The 23,839-nt window shown below is 62.1% G+C and carries 22 protein-coding genes; 14 read left to right on the top strand and 8 right to left on the bottom strand.

The annotated features are described in order from the left end of the window. Positions 1-39 precede the first annotated feature (39 nt). From MON38_RS17420 to MON38_RS17410, 3 genes are all read left to right on the top strand, one after another. Positions 40-798, top strand: a complete 759-nt coding sequence (locus MON38_RS17420; protein ID WP_241937425.1) for a succinate dehydrogenase cytochrome b subunit — start codon at positions 40-42, stop codon at positions 796-798. Between the two features lie 103 nt (positions 799-901). Next, positions 902-2,836, top strand: coding sequence for a fumarate reductase/succinate dehydrogenase flavoprotein subunit (locus MON38_RS17415; RefSeq protein WP_241937424.1), 1,935 nt, complete (start codon positions 902-904; stop codon positions 2,834-2,836). A 136-nt stretch (positions 2,837-2,972) separates the two neighbouring features. Continuing rightward, a complete protein-coding gene (locus tag MON38_RS17410) occupies positions 2,973-3,728 on the top strand; it encodes a succinate dehydrogenase/fumarate reductase iron-sulfur subunit (RefSeq protein ID WP_241937423.1) in 756 nt (251 codons plus the stop codon). Between the two features lie 173 nt (positions 3,729-3,901). Here MON38_RS17410 and MON38_RS17405 read toward each other — a convergent pair whose 3' ends face one another. After that, a complete protein-coding gene (locus tag MON38_RS17405; protein WP_241937422.1) occupies positions 3,902-4,762 on the bottom strand; it encodes an aldo/keto reductase in 861 nt (286 codons plus the stop codon). Between the two features lie 169 nt (positions 4,763-4,931). Between MON38_RS17405 and MON38_RS17400 the strand changes: the two genes are divergently transcribed. The 3 genes from MON38_RS17400 (at position 4,932) to MON38_RS17390 (ending at position 7,663) form a co-directional block, all read left to right on the top strand. Beyond that, on the top strand, positions 4,932-6,170 hold the full coding sequence (locus MON38_RS17400; protein WP_241937514.1) for an MFS transporter: 1,239 nt from the start codon (positions 4,932-4,934) through the stop codon (positions 6,168-6,170). Between the two features lie 245 nt (positions 6,171-6,415). Then, entirely contained in the window at positions 6,416-6,850 is a 435-nt protein-coding gene (locus MON38_RS17395) for a carboxypeptidase-like regulatory domain-containing protein (RefSeq protein ID WP_241937421.1), read from the top strand. A gap of 246 nt (positions 6,851-7,096) precedes the next feature. Beyond that, the gene (locus MON38_RS17390; protein ID WP_241937420.1) at positions 7,097-7,663 is read left to right on the top strand and encodes a hypothetical protein; all 567 of its coding nucleotides are present in this window, start codon (positions 7,097-7,099) and stop codon (positions 7,661-7,663) included. A gap of 355 nt (positions 7,664-8,018) precedes the next feature. Here the strand turns inward: MON38_RS17390 and MON38_RS17385 are convergent, their stop codons facing one another. From MON38_RS17385 to MON38_RS17375, 3 genes are all read right to left on the bottom strand, one after another. Further along, complete coding sequence (locus MON38_RS17385; protein WP_241937419.1) at positions 8,019-8,381, bottom strand: hypothetical protein; 363 nt, start codon at positions 8,379-8,381, stop codon at positions 8,019-8,021. A 56-nt stretch (positions 8,382-8,437) separates the two neighbouring features. Beyond that, positions 8,438-8,803, bottom strand: coding sequence for a hypothetical protein (locus tag MON38_RS17380; RefSeq protein ID WP_241937418.1), 366 nt, complete (start codon positions 8,801-8,803; stop codon positions 8,438-8,440). A gap of 382 nt (positions 8,804-9,185) precedes the next feature. Continuing rightward, the gene (locus MON38_RS17375; protein ID WP_241937417.1) at positions 9,186-9,902 is read right to left on the bottom strand and encodes a carboxypeptidase-like regulatory domain-containing protein; all 717 of its coding nucleotides are present in this window, start codon (positions 9,900-9,902) and stop codon (positions 9,186-9,188) included. 516 nt (positions 9,903-10,418) lie between these two features. On the opposite strand from MON38_RS17375, the gene MON38_RS17370 reads away from it, so the two are divergent. Further along, the gene (locus MON38_RS17370) at positions 10,419-10,946 is read left to right on the top strand and encodes an NADPH-dependent FMN reductase (protein ID WP_241937416.1); all 528 of its coding nucleotides are present in this window, start codon (positions 10,419-10,421) and stop codon (positions 10,944-10,946) included. 70 nt (positions 10,947-11,016) lie between these two features. On the opposite strand, the gene MON38_RS17365 is transcribed toward MON38_RS17370, so the two are convergent. Then, positions 11,017-11,565: a DUF2062 domain-containing protein gene (locus MON38_RS17365; protein WP_241937415.1), complete on the bottom strand. Its 549-nt coding sequence runs from the start codon at positions 11,563-11,565 to the stop codon at positions 11,017-11,019. A gap of 104 nt (positions 11,566-11,669) precedes the next feature. Here MON38_RS17365 and MON38_RS17360 point away from each other — a divergent pair, with 104 nt between their 5' ends. The 6 genes from MON38_RS17360 to MON38_RS17335 all read left to right on the top strand — a co-directional run bounded on the left by MON38_RS17360 (position 11,670) and on the right by MON38_RS17335 (position 18,945). Further along, positions 11,670-12,605, top strand: coding sequence for a YihY/virulence factor BrkB family protein (locus tag MON38_RS17360; protein WP_241937414.1), 936 nt, complete (start codon positions 11,670-11,672; stop codon positions 12,603-12,605). Between the two features lie 176 nt (positions 12,606-12,781). Further along, the gene (locus MON38_RS17355; protein WP_241937413.1) at positions 12,782-14,233 is read left to right on the top strand and encodes a DEAD/DEAH box helicase; all 1,452 of its coding nucleotides are present in this window, start codon (positions 12,782-12,784) and stop codon (positions 14,231-14,233) included. A 127-nt stretch (positions 14,234-14,360) separates the two neighbouring features. Further along, positions 14,361-14,687: a low molecular weight protein tyrosine phosphatase family protein gene (locus MON38_RS17350; RefSeq protein ID WP_241937412.1), complete on the top strand. Its 327-nt coding sequence runs from the start codon at positions 14,361-14,363 to the stop codon at positions 14,685-14,687. Between the two features lie 33 nt (positions 14,688-14,720). Beyond that, on the top strand, positions 14,721-16,010 hold the full coding sequence (locus MON38_RS17345; protein WP_241937411.1) for a hypothetical protein: 1,290 nt from the start codon (positions 14,721-14,723) through the stop codon (positions 16,008-16,010). Positions 16,011-16,046: 36 nt separating this feature from the next. Continuing rightward, a complete protein-coding gene (locus MON38_RS17340; RefSeq protein ID WP_241937410.1) occupies positions 16,047-16,991 on the top strand; it encodes a M90 family metallopeptidase in 945 nt (314 codons plus the stop codon). An 85-nt stretch (positions 16,992-17,076) separates the two neighbouring features. Beyond that, positions 17,077-18,945, top strand: a complete 1,869-nt coding sequence (locus tag MON38_RS17335) for a M2 family metallopeptidase (protein WP_241937409.1) — start codon at positions 17,077-17,079, stop codon at positions 18,943-18,945. 163 nt (positions 18,946-19,108) lie between these two features. Here the strand turns inward: MON38_RS17335 and MON38_RS17330 are convergent, their stop codons facing one another. Together MON38_RS17330 and MON38_RS17325 are read right to left on the bottom strand one after the other, a co-directional pair. Then, positions 19,109-20,647, bottom strand: coding sequence for an alpha/beta hydrolase (locus MON38_RS17330; RefSeq protein WP_241937408.1), 1,539 nt, complete (start codon positions 20,645-20,647; stop codon positions 19,109-19,111). Between the two features lie 95 nt (positions 20,648-20,742). Next, the gene (locus MON38_RS17325; protein ID WP_241937407.1) at positions 20,743-21,723 is read right to left on the bottom strand and encodes a fasciclin domain-containing protein; all 981 of its coding nucleotides are present in this window, start codon (positions 21,721-21,723) and stop codon (positions 20,743-20,745) included. 223 nt (positions 21,724-21,946) lie between these two features. Here MON38_RS17325 and MON38_RS17320 point away from each other — a divergent pair, with 223 nt between their 5' ends. Beyond that, complete coding sequence (locus tag MON38_RS17320) at positions 21,947-22,852, top strand: hypothetical protein (protein ID WP_241937406.1); 906 nt, start codon at positions 21,947-21,949, stop codon at positions 22,850-22,852. A gap of 114 nt (positions 22,853-22,966) precedes the next feature. Here MON38_RS17320 and MON38_RS17315 read toward each other — a convergent pair whose 3' ends face one another. Then, positions 22,967-23,689 carry a pirin family protein gene (locus MON38_RS17315; RefSeq protein WP_241937405.1) on the bottom strand — a complete coding sequence of 241 codons (723 nt, stop codon included), beginning with the start codon at positions 23,687-23,689 and terminating at the stop codon, positions 22,967-22,969. Positions 23,690-23,839: the final 150 nt, after the last annotated feature.

Genomic DNA, 23,839 nt, shown 5'->3' with positions numbered 1-23,839 from the left:
CCTAAACATACTTCTTCACTTCCCAAGTTTGGCGACTTTATGAGTTGGATAACCAAAACACTCACCAGCAGCATCGGCCGGAAAATTATTATGGCCGTTACGGGCCTGTTTCTGTGCACGTTCCTGGTGGTTCACCTCATTGGCAACCTGCAGCTTTTCAAGCACGACCAGGGCGCGGCCTTCAATACCTATTCGCACTTCATGGGCACCAACCCCATCATCCGCACCATCGAGTGGGGCTTGGTGCTGGGCTTTGGCTTTCACATTTTTGAAGCGTTTGCCCTCACCCGCCGCAACAAGGCGGCCCGCGGCAGCCAGGGCTACGTGAGCAACCACTCGGAGCAGAACTCGGAATGGACCTCGCGCAACATGGGCATCCTGGGCAGCATCATCCTGATTTTCCTGATTGTTCACCTCTACAACTTCTTCTGGCGCGCCCGCTTTGCCGGCGACCTGCCCCGCATGGGCGGAGCCGACGAAGCGACCCGCGACTACGACAACCTGTACATGGCCGTGGTGTCGTCGTTCCACATCTGGTGGTACGTGCTGCTGTACGTGGCTGCTCAAATCAGCCTCGGCTACCACCTGTGGCACGGCTTCCGCTCGGGCTTCCAGACCCTGGGCCTGAACCACCGCAAGTACACGCCGCTCATCAAGTACGTGGGCTATGCTTTCGCCGTGGTGGTATCGGCAGGCTTTGCGTCGATGCCGCTGTACTTCTTCCTGTTCACCAACGAGCAGGGCGAGCTGGCTGCCAACGCGCCGGCGCTGCTGCACAGCGTAGCTTCTATTTTTTAATTGACCGGCGCCGATAAAACCTACCGGCCGCGCTAACCTCCGCAACCGTTTGCGGTTACGCTAGCAGTCAATCACTCAGTCACTCCCTCAATTCCGTCACCCTATGCTGTTGGAATCCAAAGCCCCCGAAGGCCCCCTCGCCGAAAAGTGGGAAAAGCACAAGTTTAACGTTAAGCTCGTGAACCCCGCCAACAAGCGGAAGTACGACGTGATTGTGGTGGGCACCGGCCTGGCCGGCGGCGCAGCCGCGGCCTCGCTCGCCGAGCTGGGCTACAACGTAAAGGCCTTTACCTACCACGATTCGCCCCGCCGTGCGCACTCCATCGCCGCGCAGGGTGGCATCAACGCTGCTAAAAACTACCAGAACGACGGCGACTCGGTGTTCCGCCTGTTCTACGACACCATCAAGGGTGGTGACTACCGCGCCCGCGAAGCCAACGTGTACCGCCTGGCTCAGGTATCGGTGAACATCATCGACCAGTGCGTGGCCCAGGGCGTGCCCTTCGCCCGCGAGTACGGCGGGCTGCTCGCCAACCGCTCGTTCGGCGGCGCGCAGGTGAGCCGCACGTTCTACGCCCGCGGCCAGACCGGGCAGCAGCTGCTGCTGGGTGCCTACTCGGCCCTCAGCCGCCAGATTGCCTACGGCAAGGTGAAAATGTACACCCGCTCGGAAATGCTCGACGTGGTGGTAATTGACGGCCAGGCCCGCGGCATCGTGACGCGCAACCTGATTACGGGCGAGATTGAGACGCACTCGGCCCACGCCGTGGTGCTGGCCACGGGCGGCTACGGCAACGTGTTCTACCTGAGCACCAACGCCATGTACTGCAACGTGACGGCCGCCTGGCGCGCCCACAAAAAGGGCGCCTACTTCGCCAACCCCTGCTTCACCCAGATTCACCCCACCTGCATCCCGGTATCGGGCGACTACCAGTCGAAACTGACGCTGATGTCGGAATCGCTGCGCAACGACGGCCGCGTGTGGGTGCCCAAAACGGTGGAAATGGCCGAGCGCGTGCGCAAAGGCGAAATCAAGCCGCAGGACATTGCCGAGGACGACCGCGACTACTTCCTGGAGCGCAAGTACCCCGCCTTCGGTAACCTGGTACCGCGCGACGTGGCCTCGCGCAACGCCAAAATGATGTGCGACGAAGGCCGCGGCGTGGGCAGCACTGGCCTGGCCGTGTACCTCGATTTCTCGGACATCATCAAGCGCACGGGCGCCGAAGCAGTGAGCCAGAAGTATGGCAACCTCTTCGACATGTACGCCAAAATCACCGACGAGGACCCCTACAAGCAGCCCATGCGCATTTACCCGGCGGTGCACTACACCATGGGCGGCCTGTGGGTTGACTACAACCTGCAAACCACCGTGCCCGGCCTGTATGCCACCGGCGAGTGTAACTTCTCCGACCACGGGGCCAACCGCCTCGGCGCTTCAGCGCTGATGCAGGGCCTGGCCGACGGCTACTTCGTAATCCCCTACACCATTGGCGATTACCTGGCCCAGACGCCGCCCAAGCCGGTGAGCACCGACCACCCCGCGTTTGCCGAGGCGAAAGCTGGCGTGCAGGCCCGCACCGAGCAGTTGCTTAACATCAAAGGCAACCGCACGCCCGATGATTTCCACAAAATCCTCGGCCACATCATGTGGGAGTACTGCGGCATGGCCCGCACCGCCGAAGGCCTGAAACACGCCAAAGCCGAGATTCAGAAGCTGAAGAAGGAATTCTGGAGCGACGTGAAAGTGGTAGGCAGCGGCGAGGAAATGAACCAAGCGCTAGAGAAAGCCGGCCGCATTGCCGACTTCATCGAGCTCGGCGAGCTGATGGTGGACGACGCCCTGAACCGCAACGAAAGCTGCGGCGGCCACTTCCGCGAAGAGTACCAGACCCCCGACGGCGAGGCACTGCGCGACGACGACAACTACGCCTACGTAGCAGCCTGGGAGTACATGGGCGACAACCAGCCCGAGAAGCTCAACAAGGAAGAATTGACTTTCGAAAACGTGAAGCTGACCCAGCGCAGCTACAAGTAATTATTTTGAGCTGTTAGCCATTAGCTGCTGGCTGTTAGCATTGTTCTAACGTCTTGCAGTATCAAAAGCTAACAGCTATCAGCTAACAGCTAATAGTTTACAACCAATGGCCGGTTCCAACCCCAACGCTAAACCGATGAACCTGACCCTGAAAGTGTGGCGGCAGCCCAACCGCCAGGCCCAGGGGAATATTGTGGAGTACCACGTGAAGGACATTTCGCCCGACATGTCGTTTCTGGAGATGCTCGACGTGCTGAACGAGGACCTGCTGCGCGGCGGCCAGGACCCGGTAGCCTTCGACCACGACTGCCGCGAGGGCATCTGCGGCTCGTGCGACTTGTTCATCAACGGCCGCTCGCACGGCCCCGAGAAGGGCACGACCACCTGCCAACTCCACATGCGCAAGTTCTCGGATGGCGACACCATCACCATCGAGCCCTGGCGCGCCAACGCCTTCCCGGTGAACAAGGACCTGAGCGTGGACCGCTCGGCGTTCGACCGCATCATTCAGGCCGGCGGCTACGTGAGCGTGAACACCGGCGGCGCCCCCGACGGCAACGAGATTCCGATTCCGAAAGAAATTTCGGACCGCGCGTTTGAGGCGGCTACCTGCATCGGCTGCGGCGCGTGCGTAGCGGCTTGCAAGAATGCATCGGCCATGCTGTTCGTTTCGGCCAAGGTGTCGCAGCTCGCGCTGCTGCCCCAGGGCCAGGTCGAGCGCAAAACCCGCGTCGAGAACATGGTGGCGCAGATGGACAAGGAAGGCTTCGGCGCCTGTACTAACATCGGCTCGTGCGCGGCCGAGTGCCCGGTGGGCATCTCGCTGGAAAACATTGCTATTCTGAACCGTGAGTTCCTGGCTGCCAAAGCGGCGTCGAACAACCTGGCATAAAGCAGTGAGACGGAAGAAACGAAAAGCCCCGGCAGTTTCAACTGCCGGGGCTTTTCGTTGAGTTGAAGAATAATGTAGAGACGCGACACTTCGCGTCTCCGGCACCGCGTCGTTGTGATATCGTTCAACGACGAGACGCGAAGTGTCGCGTCTCTACATTGGGCTAATGCTCTTTAGGCCGGCTGAATGGCATCCAGTGCCTGCATATCCTCAGCCGACAACCGGATGTCGGCCGTTTTCATGTTCTCTTCCAAGTGCTTCACTTTGGAGGTGCCGGGGATGAGCAGGATGTTGGGCGAGTGGTGCAGCAGCCAGCTCAGAGCAATTTGCTGGGGCTTCACGCCGTGTTTGGCAGCCAATTGGTCGAGGGCTTTGAGGGCGTCGGCATTGCCGCCGCCGAGCGGGAACCACGGGATGAAGGCAATGTTCTGCTCGCGGGTGTAGGTGAGTTCGGCTTCCCACTTGCGGTTTTCGACGCTGTACATGTTCTGTACCGACACGATGGGCACGAACTCCTGCGCCTTTTTAATGTCGGCCACGCTCACTTCAGACAGGCCGATGTGCTTGATGCGGCCATCCTGCTGCGCTTTTTGCAGGAATTTGAGCGTATCTTCGAAGGGTACGTTGGGGTCGATGCGGTGCAGCTGGTAGAGGTCGATTTGGTCGACTTTCAGGCGTTTGAGGCTACCGTTGAGGGCTTCTTCGAGGTGCTTGGGGCTGGCGTCGATGGGCCACTCGTTGGGGCCGGTGCGCAGCAGGCCGCCCTTGGTGGCGATGACGAGGCCGTTGGCATATGGGCGCAGGGCTTCAGCAATCAACTCTTCCGACACGTTGGGGCCGTAGCTGTCGGCCGTGTCGATGAAGTTGACGCCGAGCTCCACGGCCCGCTTCAGCACGCGGATGGATTCGTCGTGGTCGGCGGGCGGGCCCCAGATGCCTTCGCCGGTGATGCGCATGGCGCCGTAGCCGAGGCGGTTTACGGTAAGGTCGCCGCCGATGGTGAAGGTGGCGGGATAGGTGGTGTTATTGGGCATGTGCAGTAGGTTAGAATGAAAAGCCCAGGTGTTGGGGCGTTTTGTAAGACGCTTGAGAAACAGAATTGTTTGAAAGGAGCTGCAGCGCGGACTTTGTAGTCCGCGTTTCTAGGCAAGACAATCAGGCGCGGACTACAAAGTCCGCGCTACTTTTACCGCCGTGCCCTTGATTCCGACTGACCGCCGCCTGCCGCTGCTCTACGCCATTATTCTGGTTGATGTGATTGTGGGGGCGGCAGTGGGACCGGTGCTACCGGAGTTTGTGCGGGGGTTGCCCCGGCCGCAGCTGTGGCTGAGCGTGGGCACGGGCGTTTTTCTGGGCGTGCAGCTGTTTTCGGCCCCGCTGCTGGGGCGGCTGGGCGACGGCTACGGGCGGCGGCCCATCTTCATTCTGTCGGCGGTGGGCACCCTGCTGGCCAATGCGCTGCTGCTGCCGGTGCGGGCGGGGCTGTACTTCGTGAACCGCGTTTCCGACGGCCTCACCAACGGCATGTATGCCACGGTGCGCTCGGCTATTACCGATATTTCGAAACCCGAGCAGTTGTTTCGCAACCTCGGCATCGAGGGCGCGATTATCTCGCTGGGCTTCGTGCTGGGGCCCATGGCTTCGGGGCTGATGCTGACCTTTCTGCAGGTGCCGCCGGCCCAGCAGGCTGGCTACGTGGTGCGGCTGGCTGTGGCCTTAGCCGCCCTGAATATCGGACTAAGCCTGTGGCTGCCCGAAACCCATGCCGGGCGCGGGGGCGTGCGCGGGGCCGAGCTGCGCGCCGAACTGGCCGCCAGCCTCAACCCGCTCACGCTGTGGGCCCGACTGCGGGTGAAAGACCAGCAGAGCCCCGGTGTGCGACGCATTGTGCTCACGCAGGTGTGCCTCACGCTCAGCACGGGGTATTATTTCTACTTTGTGCCGTTCGTCAGCCTGGGGCCGTTGCACCTCGATGCGCGCCAGATTTCCTACTTCTTCATGTTTTTCGGGGCGCTGAGTGTGGCGTTGAATTACGGATTTTACACCTTTCTGGCCGACCGGCTCGACCAACGCCGGGCCATTGTGTGGCTGGCGGCACTGGGCACGCCGGTGCTGGCCGGCTACGGCCTGATGGGTACCTCGAAAGTGGCCCTCTACGCGCTGGTAACGGCCGACTGCCTCACGCTCTCGCTCATTCAGGGGCTGCTGGAGGGGCGGCTGGCCCGCCGCACTACCGAAGCCGACCGTGGCGAAATCTTCGGCCTGAACCAGGCGTTTCAGTCGCTGGCCAGCTTCAGCACGGCATTGGTATTTGGGGGGCTGTCGGTGCTCGATTTGCGGCTGCCGTGGGCGTGGTTTGCGCTGTGCCTGGCGGCGGTGGCCGGGCTGGCAGCGTGGCCGGAACCCGCGCCCGCGCCCGCTACTGCAACTACCCCGCAATAGCTAGCTGGAATACCCCTTGCCGATAAGGACTGGTGGGCCGCCATTCAGTGCGATTTTACGTTGATTCACAGAGTAGTCCGCGCTACGTTAGCAAAGGAATTGCTACATTGGCATGCCTAGCTGTTGTCCGGGCCGGTTGTTTTCTACCGCATCGTTCGTTTATCTGTTTTGCCGGCGGGAGGCGGGCCATTACTGGCCCGCTTCCCGCCGCGCCTCATTCCATTCTGTTTGTTTGCGCTTCTCTTATGAAGTACCTGATGATGATGGTGAAGCTGGCTTTGCTCCTGACGGCTACTATTGCGCGGGCCCAGCAGCAGCCAGCCTCGCCAGCAGCCCCTGCCACGCTGCCTACCGAACTGGAATGCCGGGTGCTGACCGGCCGCGTCACCGACCCGTTTGCTTATCCGCTTACGGGGGCTACCATCATGCTGCGCATCCCCGGCCAAGGCTTCAGCCCCGATGCTTTCAGCACCAACTCGGAGGGCCACTACATCATCACCGCCAAGCAGGCCATTCCGCGCAATACTGTGATGGAAGTGACGGCCGTGGGCTACGCCACCCTGGAGCTGCCCCTCATCAACTGCAAACCGCTCGACCTGACCATGATGCCGCTGGTGAGCACGAGCTACAAAGGGAAACCGCGCAATAAGAAGCCTTCCGGCAGCGGCAAGGTGCGCTAGGGGGCTGCGGGGAGGCCCGTCTGGCTACCAAAAAAGCCCCGCGCAGGACGCGGGGCTTTTTTTCTATGGTCTACCCGTTCCAGAGCGTCTACCCACGCGCTGGAACAGACGCAAGATAGGGCATGTCGGGAAATATATCTGCCCGGATTGGGCGCTGACAATATGGCCCCGGCCAGCACGTTAGCCTCCCGAAGCCGAGCTTGACGGCCAGGCGGTTATCTTCCCTAACCTTTATTTTTTACGCAGATGGCAAATGTCAAGAATAACATCGTGACGCAGGGACTGAGCGGCATGCTCGGCGGGCAACTCGTATTTCGGCAAACCAGCCGGGGCACCGTGGTGGGCGTGGCCCCGCAGACTCCCAGCGGGCCGCCCTCGGCCGGGCAGCTGGCGCATCAGGTCCGCTTTCAGGAGGCGGTGATTTATGCCAAGGGGCAGGCCCAGGACCCGGCCGTGCAGGCCGAGTACGCGGAGCAGGCCAAGCAGGAAGACATCAGCGTGTACAATGTGCTGCTGCGCGACTTCATGCGGGCACCCAGCATTGCCGACGTGGACCTGAGCCAGTACACGGGCAAGGTGGGCGACCTCATCGGCATCACGGCCACCGACGACCACGCCGTGAAAAGCGTGCACGTGAAGATTGAGAACAGCGACGGCAGCCTGGTGGAGGAAGGCGACGCCACCCAGCAGGCCGACCCCAACCAGTGGCTCTACACGGCCACGGCCCGCAACGCCACCCTGGCCGGCGACAAGCTGACGGTGACGGCCACCGACAACCCCGGCCACAGCGTGAGCAAGACCCGCACACTGTAAATAATCCAATCGGCAGCTCCGGGGGCGAGCGGGCCGCCGGGGTATAGCTCGGGTATAGGCTGGATATAGGAAGCGCCTGCTCAGGGCGAAGCCGGGGGCCGGGCAGTTCCCACGAAAAATCTATTCTTGGCTAATTTGGACCTGGCGTGGAAGCGCAAAGACAGAAAGAAGCCCCGGCTGCTGTGGTAGCCGGGGCTTTTTTCTATTTCATATAATCTGGTGGCGGTGGCTTATTACTGCACGTTGGCTACGACGGACCCAATCAGGCAGTTCCGGGCAACGAATCGATTATAAACAAAGCAGCCCGCCAGCAAAAACGCCAGCGGGCTGCGCAATCAGGCCAAAACCTTGGCACTTACAGCAGGCCGGTGGTGTGGGCTTTCATAATCTGACGGGCCTGCGCGAGGTTGGTGTCGCGGGCATTCACGGCTAGGTATACAAACTGGTCGCCTTTGGGCGAGAGTTTCAGCAGATGCAGCTGGTCGGTCAGGGTCAACAGAATGTCCTGCACTGTCTGGTTCAGCTTCAGGGCCGAAATGGCTTTTAGCTTGGCTTTCACTACCTCGGTATTGTAGGCGGCAGCTGTTTCAATATCGAAGTCGGCGATGTTGGAATGAGAAGCCAGCGGCATGCCGGTTTCGGTTTCGACCACGGCAACGGCCAGCAGGGTGGGGAGGTCGGCCAGGATGTCTTTAACTACTTGCTTAGGGGTTGACATAATGTTGGTTGGGAAAAAAGATTGGGTTGAAAAAATGAGGATTGGAATACCTGAAGTCAGTTCATGGAAGTGTGCCGACGCATGATTTCCTTGGCGATGCCCAGGTTGGCGTCGGCGGTGTGCACGGCCAGAAAGCAGTACCATCTGCCGTCGTTCATGGGGCGCAGGTGATGAAGTTGGTCTTCCAGCATTACGGATATGTCGGTAAGCGACCCACCCGCCCAAGCCTTGGCAGCTAGGGCATCTTCCACGATGCGCAGCAGCTTGGCGTTGCGCAGGCTGATTTGGTTGGGATTGTAGGCGTTGCTAACCGTATAAGAAGCCAATACGCGACCCGACTGGACATTCACCACGCAGGCCATCAGCAGGTCGGGCAGTTCCTGCAACAAGCCTTCGATTACTTCCCTGGAGCGCTTGGCCATTGTATCGTCGATATCGGTTGCAACGGTTATTTTCTTTAATGGCAGTCGATTGAAAAATGGTAAGTTCATTGCGTAGTAATAGCGAAGATGTTCCGGCAGGGTCTTCCGGGCCAGCAATCTGCAGCCCGCTCAACTGCTCCCTCTCAGCCGGTTGGCCATCGGCTCGCGCCGGCTTAAGAGGAAGCAGCTTTTCGGGCAGAACACTCGGCAATACAAGCGCTGATAGGCCGCCGACCCGGCCCCGGCAAAGGAACCGTTGGCATGCGGGCAGCCAACCAGACCAAATCAGTAAGGCAGTGAAGGGCGTTAGCTTCCGTCACCGGTATCCGCGTTCAGAGCATGCTGCCGCCACAACAGAGTGTCCCGAAGAGAAATCAGCCGCCTAGAACTGCCACCAATGGTGCTTCTTGGCTTTGATTGGCTCGCTGGAGCGCGGCACCAGCGTCACGTTCTGCACGCTGTGGCCTTTTACTTGTACTTGTAGCTCGTCTTCGTCGTAGCCGCCGTAGCCTACTTGCAATTTCGCAAGCTGGTTGGCGGGCACGGCCAAGGTGTAATTGCCCTGGGCATCGGTACTCACGCCCCGGCCGCGGGCTTTGTCGAGCACGGTGGCCCCGATGAGCGGATGACCGTTTTCGTCCAGAATACGGCCGGAAACGGTTGTCATGCGGGTAGTCGCTGCCGAAGCTTCAGCTACTTTTGTCACGGCGGCTACATCCTCACCGGTTACCGGCAGCACCACGCCTTTCGACAGGTTGGTGCTGGCAGTGCTGTGCAGGTTGTTGCTGGCAAAGGCCGCGCCGCTCAGCAGAGCAGCTACGGCAATGATAGAGCCGGCACGCCGACGGAAGCGGGCGGGCTCGGTACGAATCAGGTCGAACTGGTTTTGCAGCCAGCCGACTGGGCGCACGTCGTGGCCCTTCTCCTTCAGCGTGTGGAAGCGTTGGAACGCTTCGCCGCCCTTGTCCGGGTTTGCTTTCAGGTAAGCGTCCACCAGTTCGGTGTTCTTACCCGATAAGTCCCCCCGGAGGTAGGCATCCCGATACCCCGGAAGCAACTCCTGGGTAACCGGGTGGAATGGGTGTGCAGTTAATGCCATAAAATGGAATGATTAGGAGGAAAAAAATATGGCGGCTAGCACAGGCTATCAACTTGTACTGTCGAACAATACTACGGGTGGTGGGAAGCGCAAGAGCATGCTTTTCGACCAAGCCAGAAATTTGACCTACAAACAGCAGGAATAGCGAGACTAAAAAACGCAATTCCTGATTTAGGAAAATAAAGCCCTAAAAAGCGACTTATTAAAAGCCAAAAGCTTTATAACAAAGTACATGAATAAAAGCTCAGCTGTTAATTATGTCAAATGCATTACTCAGGAAATTACATAATCTGAGCTTGGGTGAAAAACTACATCTAATCATATTCCCAATATGGGACAATCATGAAATACTAATTGCCTTCTCTAATACACCAAAATCCAACATGGCGTACAATATAAATTTCCCAATAATACCCTTGCGTTATAGATATGGGGGAGCAGGCAGGCACAAACAAGAGCATGGATTATCAGTTAGCATCACGTTATCCTTCGCCATCTGATTTATAATAGCCCGTTTTGATTACCATTATTTCCGGCACCAACCGCCCGGCTTCCCGCGCCCGGCGCGTGGCCGACTACTACGCCACCCTCCTCGCCGAATTGGGGGCCGAGCACCAATTGCTGGACCTGGCCGAGCTGCCGGTTGATTTCATCAGCACAGCGCTTTATGCCAATGCGGGCACGCACCCCGAATTCAACCGTCTGGCAGCTCAGCTGGCGGCCAGCAGCCACTGGGTCATCGTCACGCCGGAGTATAACGGCTCGTTTCCGGGCGTACTCAAGGCGTTTATCGATGGGCTACCCTACCCCGGCGCGTTCAAGGGCAAGAAGGCGGCGCTGGTGGGCCTGAGCAGCGGCGGCCAGGGCGGCCTGCTGGCCATGACGCACCTCACCGACGTGCTGATGTATCTGGGAACCGCCGTGCTGCCCCAGCGCGTGCGCCTGCCCTTCATCAACCAGGACCTCGACGCCGAACTGGGCCTGCGCCAGGAGCTGTCGCGGCAGCTGCTGCGCGAGCAGGCCGCCGCGCTACTGGCATTTTGATTCAGTTAAAAGGTAAGAGTGAGAAGTGATGAGTTAAGCCGCTGGATACTGCTGATTCAACTCATCACTTTTAACTTTTAACTTCCTCCACCTGTCGGGCCACGATGCGGGTGAAAACCGGCTTCAGCACCAGGTAGAGCACACCCACCAGCATGGCCCCGCCGGCGGCCCAAAGCAGCAGCGCGCCCAGCTCGGCCCGCCAGAGCAGCTTGCCCACCGCCTCCCAGCCCTCGCGGTCGATGAGCTGGCGCAGGCTGGCCACGGTGAGGTTGGCCACCTTATCGCCCTGGCCCATGAGGATGGCCCCGGCGCGCAGCAGCGGAATAAGCAGCGCCAGCTGAAAAAACGTCATCAGGTGCGTGGCCAGCTGCATAATGGCCACGTTGAGGCGCAGGCGCAGGGCCACGGCGGCACTCAGCAGCGTGGTGAGGCCGAAGGCCGGAATCAGCCCGATGGCCACGCCCAGCCCCACGGTAAGGGCCAGCTGCCCGGGCGCGAGGCCGGCTTTGAGCTGGTCGAGCAGGGGGTCGAGCACGCGGCGCTGGAGCCACGAGCGCGGCGGCAGTGGGGCAACGGGTGGCACGGCGGGCGGCGGCAACGGAATTTCGGAAGGCGACATAGGTAAAATTAACGGGGCCGAAAGCCGGGCCGCACGGCAGCCCGTACCTTCGTCGGGGGCCTGCTTCTTACGGCAGCGCGCCAATAGGTTGCCTCCGGGTAGTTATGACAAAGTTAGATTCGCCGGCCGAGTTGCCGGGTCCGTGGTGGCGCGAGCTGCCCATTTTGCTGCACCGCGCCGGCCGCGAGCTAGGCCAGAACGACCCGCTGCGGCTGGGCGCGGCCACGGCGTTTTTCACGTCGTTTGCGCTGCCGCCCATTCTTATTATTCTCATCGCGCTGCTCAGCTCGCTCTATCCGTCGTCGCTGGTGCGGGTGCTGCTGTTGGGCAAGGTGAGCAACCTAGTGGGGTCGTCGGCGGCCGGGCTGGTGGCCCAGATTGTGATGAATGTGGCCGACCCCATGCGCAGCCGGCTCGTCACGGTAGCAGGGTTTATTTTCCTGCTGTTCGTGGCCACCACGCTGTTCACCATCATTCAGCACTCGCTCAACCAGCTCTGGCAAATCCGGCCCAAGCGGGGCGCGGGCAAGGTATCGCAGGCCGTGCGCGAGCGGGCGCGCTCGGTGGGCATTTTGCTGGCCACGGCGGGGCTGTCGCTGCTGGCTTTCGGCACCGATGCGGCGCTGAGCCTGTTTGCCGAAAGCATCCGCGACTTCGATGCCACGTTCGGCTATTTCGTGGTGCGGGTGCTCAATGCCCTCATCGCCTGGCTGATTCTGGCGGCCTGGTTTGGCATCACCTTCCGCACCCTGAGCTTGGCCAAAGTGCCCTGGCGGGCCGTTACGCGCGGGGCGGCGCTCACGGCGCTGCTCATCAGCCTGGGCGAGGTGGTGCTGGGCCAGCTGCTGGTGGCCCGCGATTTGGGGCCGGTCTACGGCCCGGCTTCCAGTCTGGTGCTGGTGCTGCTGTTTGTGTTCTATTGCGCCATGATATTCTATTTCGGGGCGGCTTTTACGAAGGCGTATGCCCACCGCATCGGGCTGGATATTAAGCCGAAGAAAACGGCCGTGCGCTACCGGCTGGTGAATGTGGAGGAGTAGCCGCACGTGATAGAAGCACGTCATGCCGAGCGCAGCCGAGGCATCTCGCGTGTGGTGGTAATCAACGTCGTCGAACGATAGAGTCACTATTGCACGCGAGATGCCTCGGCTGCGCTCGGCATGACGTTCTTTTTAATCATTCAATAGCCCGAAAACTCAAGCCGTACCTTTGCCCCGTGCAAACTCCCGATACCTCCGCCGCCGGGGCCGCTGCCGCAGCGCCCAAAGCCACTAAGCCCGACCTGCAATTCGCCGATTTTGGCCTCTCCCCCGCCCTGCTGGCCGGCGTGGCCGAACTGAATTTCACCCAGCCCACGCCCGTGCAGCAGCTGGTGCTGGCCCCCGCCCTCGAGGGGCAGGACGTGGCCGGCCAGGCCCCCACCGGCTCGGGCAAAACCGCTGCCTACGGCCTGGCCATTCTGCAGCAGGTCGACGTGACCTCGGCCACCATGCAGGCGTTGGTGCTGGTGCCCGCCCGCGAGCTGGTGATGCAGGTGCGCGACGCCCTGCGCAGCCTCGGCAAGCACATGGCCAACCTGCGCGTGGCCGGCTACTACGGCGGCCACGCCATGCGCGAAGAAGTGAAAGGCCTGCAGCAGATGCCGCACATTGTGGTGGCCACGCCCGGCCGCATGCTCGACCACTTGGAGCGCCGCACCATCGTACCCAACCGCCTGAAAGTGCTGGTGCTGGACGAAGCCGACAAGCTGCTGGAGCTGGGTTTTCAGGAGGAAATGGCCACCATCATCAGCCGCCTGCCGCAGCGGCGGCAAACGCTGCTGTTCTCGGCCACCATGCCCGACAAGGTGCTGAACCTGGTGCGTGAGTACCTCACCCGACCCCGGGTGATGAACGTGGGCGGCTCGAACGCCACCACGCTGCCCGAAAGCCTGGTGCTGCGCGGCCACGTGCTGCAGGCCGCCGACCAGAAGCCCGCCGCCCTCTTCCAGCTGCTGAATGCGCCCGATGCGGGCCGCGCCCTGGTGTTTGCCAACACCCGCGACCGCGTGGAGGAACTCACCCGCTTCCTGCGCGGCCGGGGCCTGGCCGCCGAGGCGCTGCACGGCAAAATGCTGCAGCCCGAGCGCGACAAAAGCATGATGAAGCTGCGCAACGGCTCGGCCACCGTGCTGGTGGCCACCGACGTCGCGGCCCGCGGCCTCGACGTGAGCGAGCTCGATACGGTGGTGCAGTTCGACCCGCCGCACGACACCGACACCTTCCAGCACCGGGCCGGCCGCACGGCCCGCGCCGGCGCCGTGGGCACCGCCCACCTGCTGGTAACACCGCACGAGCAGGAGAAAATCAAGAACTGGCCCGCCGCCAAGTCGGTAGACTGGAAGGGCCTGCGCCCGGCCGCCCTGCCCAACGCCCTGCCCAAAGCACCGCGCCCGAGCACCGTTACGCTGCACGTATCGGCAGGCAAGAGTGAGAAAATCAGCCGGGGCGACCTGGCCGGAGCCTTCGTGAGCGTGGGCGGCATGGAGCGCGAGGCCGTGGGCCGCATCGAAGTGTTCGACCACCACAGCTTCGTGGCCGTGCCCGAATCTCAGGCGGAAGAGATATTGGCCCGCATGCAGGGTGCCAAGGTGAAAGGCAAAAAAGTGAAGGTGGCGCTGATTCGGTAAATCAGGACATCTGTCATCCTGAGCGCAGCGAAGGACCTTATCACGTCAGAACAAATCGTTCGAACGTGATAAGGTCCTTCGCTGCGCTCAGGATGACAATAACGACTCCTCTTCCCCACCTCTGCCCATGCGCCTCCTCTTCATCTGCAGCCAGAACAAGTGGCGCAGCCTCACCGCCGAGCGACTGTTTGACGAGCACCCGCACTACGAGGCGCGCTCGGCCGGCACCGAGCCGGGAGCCCGGGTGCGCGTGGCGGCTGGCCACCTGGGCTGGGCCGAAATAATCTTCGTAATGGAGCGCCGCCACGCCGACCGCCTGCGCGAGAAATTCGCCGACGAGCTACGCGACAAAATGGTGGTTACGCTGCGCATTCCGGATAAATACCCGTTTGGCGATGCGCGGCTCATTGCCCTGCTGCGCGAGAAGCTGGCGGCGCATTTGCCCTTACTTTAGCGGCGAATTTCTACCCGATTCTCCCGCTTATATATGAAGCTGCGACTCCTTTTTGCCCTGCCGGCCCTGCTGCTGGCTTCCTTTCTCGCCCACGCCCAAACCTTTGAGCCGGGCCTGCTGGTGCGCAGCACCGGCGACACGCTGCGCGGCGAGATTGAAAACGGTTTTTGGGTCGAGCCGCCGACGTTTATCCGCTTCCGGCCCGCGCCCGGCAGTGCCGCCCAGCTGCTGGAGCCGCGGCAGCTGCGCACGGTGAGCTTCACGGGCGGGCGCTACTTCCGCTACGCGGCCCTGCCGATTAATCACGCCGCCGAAACGCAGCTTGACCGGCTGCCGCGCGGCTACTCGACCGATATGCGCACCGACTCGCTGCTGGCCGAAGTGCTGCTTGAAGGCCCGGCCGAACTGCTGCGGGTGGTGCGCAGCGGCGTCACGCACTTCCTCATTCAGCGCACCGGCCAGCCCTACCTGGAGCTCAGCGAGCGAAAATACCTGCGCGAAACACCTCAGGGCACCTGGGTGGTCGCAGATGGCAACAACTACGCGGCCCAGCTGAGCCTGTATTTCGGCGACTGCCCGGCAGCGGCCACTGCGGCCGCAACCGCCCCTTTCACGGCTCCCGGCATGGCGGCCGTGGTGCAGGCTTACGATAAGGCATGTGCGGGCAGCACCCTACCCGGCCGCAGCTGGCTGGCGCAGGCCCGGCCCCGGCGGCGGCTGGCGTTTCAGGGCGGGCTGCTGGCAGGCGGGCGCTACAACCGCACCGAGCTCCTGGGCTACTACGGCCTGAGCCAGAGCGACTGCAGCGACTGCCAGATGCACCCTTACGCGGGGTTGTACGCTGAGCTTCTGCAGCCCAGCCGCACCTTCGCGGTGTATGGCGAGCTTAGCTTCAGCCCGTTTCAGGGGCAGGGCCGCACGTATAGCTTCACCAACACAGGTAGCGTGCTCGACGAATATGGCTACCGCGGCCTGCTGGGCACGGCCCGGTTGGGCATCCGCTATTTTTTTCCGCTGCGGCACGAGCAGCAGCTGCTGCTCGGGTTTGGCTACGAGCTGAACAACGTGCTCAGCATCCGCCAGACCAGCGGCGCCAATGCCTACGTGCTGCCGGCCCAGAACGACTTTTATGCCTCCCCGACGTTGCTGCCCAACGTGGCCCTGGGCTGGCGGGCGCAGCGCTTCACCGCCAGCATCGATGCGCAGCTGTACCATGATTCGCAGCGCGTCGATTTCAGCGGCAATTTCTTCGGCAGCAACTACGCGGCCCGCGTAGGCCTGAGCTACCGCCTGGGTCGCAACCCGGATGCGGCCCGGCAATAGCCCAACCCCGCCGGCCCCGGGCCGTACTACCGGGCCATGCCTTATATCCTGTCGCTGGCCGTGTTGGTGGCCATTTTGTACGCGTTTTACCAATACGTCACTGCCGACTCGCGCCGCACTTCGGCGGCGCTGGCCCAGCCCTTTCCGCCGGCCTGGCGCGCCATTCTGGCCGAGCGCGTGGCTTTTTACCTTGCCTTGGCCGAACCCGAAAAAGCCCGTTTCGAGCAGCAAACGCAGGTTTTTCTGGCCCGCACGCGCATTACGGGCGTGCAGACCGATGTGGACGATACGACCCGCCTGCTGGTGGCCGCCTCGGCCCTGATTCCGACCTGGGGCTTCCCCGACTGGCAGTACACCAATCTGGGCGAAGTGCTCATCGTGCCCGATGCCTGGACGCTGCCCGACGCGCCCGATAAAGAAGTAAAACCCTTGCAGGGCACGCTGCTGGGCTCGGTGCAGGGCTTCCAGAACCAACACTACATGCGCCTGTCGAAGGCTTCGCTGGAGCAGGGCTTTCGGGATGCGACCGACCGGCAGAACGTGGGCATTCACGAGTTTGCCCACTTGCTCGACGAGGCCGACGGCGTGATTGACGGCGTGCCCCAGGCCGCCATGCCGCCTGAGCTGCTGCAGCCGTGGACGGCGCTGATGCACCGCGAAATCGCAGCCATTCGCGAGGGCAAGTCCGAAATTAACCCCTACGCTGCCACCAACGACGCCGAGTTTTTCGCCGTGGTCACGGAATACTTCTTCGAGAAGCCCGAAAAGCTGCAGGAGCACCACCCCGAGCTGTATGAATTGCTCACTCAGGCCTTCCACCAGAACCCCAAGAAGCGCTTCCTGGGCCTGCCCACCGACCCGCGCCAGTGGTTGAAAACCCTGCGCAGCCGCCGCAAATTCGGCCGCAACTCGCCCTGCCCCTGCGGCAGCGGGCGCAAGTATAAGGAGTGCCACCTGGCGCGCGAGGTTACGCAAGGTTAAAAGAGGTTTCGCAAGGTTTGCCCAACCGCAACCTTGCGAAACCTCTTTTAACCTTGCGTAACCTCGCGCGACTTTACTTTGCCGGATGAAAACGCACTTGCTCCCGCTGGCGGCCGCCGCCATGCTCACCGCCTGCGCTTCCACCGCGCAAACCCCGGTGGTGAAATCGCCCGCCAAGCCCACCACGGCGGATGTACCCCCGCCCCCGCCCGCTCAGCCCGCCCACATCGACTACGGGGCCATTGCCGACGAATTCCTGCGCGACTACAATGCCCAGTACGTGCGGCTGTACACGGCTTCGAGCGAGGCCGAGTGGCGTTCAAACACGCACATCGTGCCCGGCGACACGGCCAATGCCGGGGCCACCACCCGCGCCAACCAGCGCATGGCCGCCTTCACGGGCAGCGCGGCCAACATCCAGCAGCTGCGCGACCTGCTTACGCACCGCGACGAGCTGAATGGCCTGCAGGTGAAGCAGCTCGAAACGGCCCTCTACAACGCCGCCAACAACCCCCAGACGGTGGCCGACGTGGTGAAGGCGCGCATCAAAGCCGAAGCGGCGCAGACCGAGAAGCTCTACGGGTTCGACTACAAGTACGCCGGCAAGTCCGTCACGACCAACGACCTCGATGAATTACTGCGCAAGGAAACCAACCCCGCCAAGCGCCAGCAAGTGTGGGAGGCCAGCAAGGCCATTGGCCCCACGCTGAAGGATGGCCTGCTGAACCTGCGCGACCTGCGCAACCAAACCGTGCAGGCCCTCGGCTACCCCGACTACTTCACCTACCAGGCCAGCGACTATGGCCTGACGCGCGACGAAATGATGGCGCTGGTGCGCAAAATCAACACCGAGCTGCGCCCGCTCTACCGCGAGCTACACACCTACGCTCGCTACGAGCTAGCCAAAAAATACGGCGTGCAGCAGGTGCCCGACTACCTGCCCGCCCACTGGCTGCCCAACCGCTGGGGCCAGGACTGGGGTTCGATGGTGGAAGTGAAGGGCCTGAACCTCGACGCGGTGCTGGCCAAAAAAGGCGCCGAGTGGCAGGTGAAGCAGGGCGAGCGGTTCTACCAGAGCCTGGGCTTTTCGCCCCTGCCGGCCTCGTTCTGGGAAAAAAGCAGCCTCTACCCGCTGCCCAAGGGCGCTACCTATAAGAAGAACAACCACGCCTCGGCCTGGCACATGGACCTGAACCAGGACCTGCGCAGCCTGATGAGCGTGGAACCCAACACCGAGTGGTACGAAACCGCCCACCACGAGCTCGGCCACATCTTCTACTACCAGAGCTATTCGAACCCCGAGGTGCCGCCGCTGCTGCGCCAGGGCGCCAACCGCGCCTACCACGAGGCCATCGGCTCGATGATGGGCCTGGCCGCTAAGCAGAAACCCTTCCTAGCCGGCCTGGGCCTGATTCCGGCCAACACCAAAACCGACCAGACCCAGCAGCTCCTCCAGGAAGCGTTGAGCTATGTGCCGTTCATCCCCTTCGCCTCGGGTGTGATGAGCGAGTGGGAAAACAGCTTCTACGCCGACAAGCTGCCCGCCGACCAGCTGAATGCCAAATGGTGGGCGTTGTGCAAGCAGTACCAGGGCATGGTGCCGCCCACCACGCGCGGCGAAAACTACCTTGACCCGGCCACCAAAACCCACATCAACGACGACCCCGCCCAGTACTACGACTACGCATTGAGCTACGTCATCCTGTTCCAGCTGCACGACCACATTGCCCGCAAAATCCTGCACCAGGACCCGCACGCCACCAACTACTACGGCCACAAGGAAGTGGGCGACTTCCTGCGCGACATCATGCGCCCCGGGGCCAGCCGCGACTGGCGCGTGGTGCTGAAAGAGAAAACCGGCGAAGACCTCTCGGCCCGCGCCATGGTCGCCTACTTTCAGCCGCTGATGACCTATTTGCAGCAGCAGAACAAGGGCCGTAAATACACGATGTAAACTGCTGCCTGGCAGGCTTGTCAGCAGCGCATCGTCCAAAGCAGAACGTCATGCTGAGCTTGTCGAAGCAGCTCTACCGCGCAAGTAATTTGATTTAGTACTGCGGTAGAGCTGCTTCGATTGCGCTTAGCAGGACGTTCTGTTTTTCTTTCTTTTGCTCCGTCTACTGCCGACTCAGCCCCAGCACCCAGTCGCGCACCGCATCGAGCATGGCGGCCGAAACAACCGGGTCCACCGTGCCGTCGGCGTTGGGGATGAGTTCGGCGGCGGGCGTCTGGAACCAGTGCTGCACGCCGGGCAGGCGGCGCGTCGTTACGCGCTTGTTGGTTTTGAGGCCTTTTTCGAGGGCCGTGAGGTTGGTAGCGGCATTCACCTCTGCGTCGTCGGTACCGTTGAGTAACAGTACCGGGCACTGCACTTGGGCCAGCGTGGGTTGGGGGTCGAAGGTGAGGTAGTAGCGGTACCAGGGCGTAGTCAGGCCCTCTACCCGGCTGCGGGTTAGCGCGGCATCCTGCTCCGGATAGCGCTGGCGCAGCATGTTGGCCACGATGGCCTGGGCCTGCTCGCGGTTGGCCGTTTGCCGCACAATTTCGAACATAGCCCGCCGAAACTTAAGCATGGCCTCGGCCTGCTTGCGCTCGGCACTGCGCAGCTTCAGCGTCTGCTGGGCTACGTAAGTATCTATCTGAGCCGAGTTGGAACCGCTGGCCCGCAACTCTTTGGCCTTGGCAGCAATATCGGCCAGAGCCTGCCGACGGGCCACGCCGGCCCGGGCCGTATCGGCGGGCGTGGCGGGCTCGGCTTGGGCGGCCAGCAGTTCCAGCCCGCCCAAGCCGGCTGCCGCCAGGCCCACCACGAAGCTGGGCGGCTGCGGCTGGGCGGCCGCCAGCAGCGCCACGTTGCCGCCCTCGCCGTGGCCGATGAAGCCCGTGCGCGCCGGGTCGATGCTGGACCGCACACGCAGGTAGCTTAGGGCGGCCTGGGCATCGCGCACCAAGTCGGCAGTAGTAGCCTGGCGGCTGTCGCCGCCGCTCTGGCCCACGCCCCGGTCGTCGAGGCGCAGCACGGCAATGCCCTGCCGGGCCATGCTAGTGGCAATATCGGCAAACAGGCGGTAGCGGCCCTGGCGGGCATCCCGGTCCTGCCCCCCCATATCGGATAGCAGCACGGCGGCCGGAAACGGCCCGGGGCCGTCGGGAATACTGAGCGTGCCGGCCAGCGCCACATTTCCGGCCGGGCTGGTCACCGTCACCGCTTCAATGTGGTAGGTAGTCGCTACCGGGGCGGCAGCCGTTGCGCCGGCACCAGCCGGCTGCACGGCCGCGCGGCGTAGCGCCAGCGGCACGCGCAGGCCCGGCTGCACCCAGGTGCCGCGCAGCTCCTGGCCGCCATTGGCCAGCACGCAGGCGTAGCGGCAGTTGGCTTTGGCCGCAAAAAACACCACCGAATCGCCTTTCAGCGTTACCGAAACGGGCAGCCGGCTCATGCGTCGGGCCGGCAGGTCAAGCGTGGCAATAAGCTTGTTGGCCGCCGGCTGCTGCACGGCAAAAGCCACCGGCAGGCTCCCGCCCGGAATCGACAGCGGCCCCTGCCACAGGCCTGCCAGCCCGGGGGCATCGGTGGCCGCAGCCGGGGCGGCCGGTGTTTGGGCCAACCCAGCCCGGGCAATGGCCAGCAGCGCCAGCAAACAGGTGTACTTCATTTGGAATGCAGGACCATTGCCCGGTAGCGGAAACTGGCTTCGCGGGCCGGACAAGGGCGGGCAAACAGGTTTAATAGCAGATAACAGAGGCCGGGTTAGGGCCGCAGCACGCGGTCGATGACGTGCACCACGCCGTTGGTGCACTGCACGTCGGGAATGGCCAGGTTAGCGGGGGTCGAAATTCCCCTCGATTTAATTGTGAGCACACCGTTGCTGAATGTGCCCAGTTGCAGGCTGCCGCCTCCGAAGGTGGTAACGCTGGTACCATCGGGCAGCTCCGGCGAGAACTTGTTGCCTAAGTTGCCCGCCAGCACGTGGTTGGCCAATACGCCCGTCAGGGCCGTTACCTGCGCCGGGGTCAGGTTGTTGATGTAATCGACGGTGGGGTAGCCGGCATCGCGGAACGCCTGGTCCGTTGGCGCAAATACCGTGTATGGCCCGGGCTGCGACAGCAGCCCCGCCAAGTTGCACTTCACCACGGCGGCCACCAGCAGCGTCAGCTCGGGCTGGGTAAACACCTTAGCTGACTGCAGCGCCACGGCCGATTCCACCACGTTGCCGCCGGTGGCAATCATCACCTTATCAATGGGATGTACCAGCCCATTAGCCGCCTTCACATCCGTGCCCAGAATTTTCGAGCCGTTCACGTATTTGCTGCCATCGGCGCGCGTGATGATGCGGCGCGTGGGCCCGAGCAGCGAGGCCGACGTGCTGCCCGCCGCGAGGGCGCTGCCCGCCAGCGAACCACTGTACACGTGGTAGAGCAGCGTTTTGGTGAGAAAGTCGGGCTGCAAAGCCGTCAGGTCGACGGCCTCGCGGACGCCGAGGCGGTTGAAGGCCGCGTTGTTGGGCGCGAAAACCGTGTAGTTGCCCTGCGGGTCGTTGGGGTTTTTGTTGCCCAGCGTGATGGCCACGCCGCCGCGAATGGCGGCATCTTCGAGCAGCTGAAAATCGGGGTTGGTAACGGCGATGTTGGTGATGGAGGGGTCGACGTCTTTATTTTTTGCGCAGCCGCCACCGGCCAGGGCCAGGCCGAGCAGCAGCACACCGGTTTTCAAAGGGGTAATAATTTTCATCGGGTAAAAAGATGGGTTGGTCGAAGATATTGGAGCGTTGAACTCAATTCACTGATTACAAACGGCTTTCCGGGCGCTTCGGATTGCGCTAAGCTAAATCCAAAGTTTCAGATTGCGCCGTAAGTTGCGCACTCTGCCCGTTTTCGGAACCCATTTAAATAGTTCCCAACCGGTTTTCAGCTGCCGCTTTTCCGCTACTTTTTATTCCCTCTGTACGTTTTATATGAAACAATTTTCCACGCTGCTGCTGAGCACCCTACTTATGGCCGGGGCCACCCCGGCGCTGCGCGCGCAAAGCATCGTTAGCGGCTTCATGGCCGGCAAAGGCCACGGCTCGGTGGTCGTATCGGGCACGGCCGAGCAGTACACCAGCGCCTACCTGGCTCCCGATAAAGTATCGGGCGTGCCCGTGTTTCAGGAAGTGCACGTCAACTCCGTCAACCTGTACGGCACCTACGGCCTCACCGATAAGATTGACGCCATCGTGAGCCTGCCCTATATTCAATCGAAAGGCCAAGCCTTCGGCACCACCATCAGCGACCTCAACACCCTCTACCCGGCTCAAGGCTTCGCCAATACCCGCCAGGGCTTCCAGGACCTGACGGCGGTGCTCAAGTTCAAATCCTACACCCGCGAAATCGGCAGCAGCATCCTCGACCTGCTGGGCGTGGTCAGCGTGAGCACGCCCGTGAGCAACTACCAGACGAACACCGGCCTGGGATACATCATCGCCATCGGCAACCGGGCCACCAAAACCACGGCCCTCGGCGTGGCCCATCTCAAAACGGCCTCTGGCGTGTTCGCCACCGGCCAGGTGGGCTACAGCCTGCGCACCGGCGACGTGCCCAACGCCCTCGTGGGCGAGGCCAAGCTGGGCTACGCCGGCCCCAAAAACTACTTCGAAGGCTACGCTTCGTTCCAGGAATCGAACGGCGGCACCGACATCACCGAGCAAGGCTTCGACGGAACCTTCACCGCCACCCGCGTCAACTACGTGCGCATTGGTGCCAGCGGCTACCGGCCCATCACCAACGGTTTCGGCCTCACGCTGGGCATCAGCACCTACGTGGCCGGCCGCAACATCGGCAAGTCGACGGGCGGCTCGGCGGGCATTACCTATAATTTCTAGTACCATTCAAGCCACAAGCTGTAAGCTCCCGGCCGCAAGCTTCTTGCCCAATACATCGGACGAGAAGCTTGCGGCCGGGAGCTTACAGCTTGTGGCTTGCCTATAGCTTATAGCTTAATAGTTGGCTTCCGACGACGGCAGGTCAATCAGGATGAACTGCGCATCGGTGGAAGCGCGGATTTGCACCACGTCGTCGTCGGTCATGCGCGCCTGGTCGTTGGGGCCAAGCTCGGTACCATTCACGAAGATGGTGCCCTCTTTCACGTAGATGAAAGTGAGGCGAATGGGGAAGGTTTTGAATTCGATTTCCTTCTCGGCGCTCAGGTTCGACCAGTACACGGTGCTGTTCGAATTCATATACACCACGTCTTCGAGCACTTTTTGGCCGGTTACCAGCGGCACCAGCTCGTTTTTATTGCCGCTGAGGAAGCCGAGGTCCTTCTGCTCGTAGCTGGGGGCTAGGCCGCGCTGGCCGGGCAAAAACCACAGCTGGTAGAGGTGCAGGGGCTTGTCCTGGCGGTTGAATTCGGAGTGGGCCAAGCCGGTGCCGGCCGTCATGCGCTGCACCTCGCCGGCCTTGATGGTCGTTTTGTTGCCCATCGTGTCCTGGTGCGTGATTTCGCCGTCGAGCACCAGCGTCACAATCTCCATTTCGGAGTGCGGGTGCTGCGGAAAGCCCGATTGCGCAGCCACGCTGTCGTCGTTGAACACGCGCAACGGGCCGAAGTGCATGTTGGTACGGTCGAAATAATCGGCAAACGAAAACAGGAAGTAGCTGCTGAGCCAGGCAGCAGGCGCGGCGTGGTGGCGGTCGGCGGAGGAGATGTACTTGAGCATCAGAAAGGCGTTAGAAAGTGAAGGAAAGGGCCGCGCGCAGGGGCGGCGAACTCCATACGCAGGTGGCCGGCCGGGGTTGGCTTCAGCAACTGGGCGCAACAAAGCCCGGCCGTAACGAACGGCCGGGCTTTGTTGATGTGGGAAAGCAGA

This window comes from Hymenobacter cyanobacteriorum (assembly GCF_022631375.1).
GTDB classification, from domain to species: domain Bacteria; phylum Bacteroidota; class Bacteroidia; order Cytophagales; family Hymenobacteraceae; genus Hymenobacter; species Hymenobacter cyanobacteriorum.
This window is presented reverse-complemented; position numbering and strand designations above follow the sequence as displayed.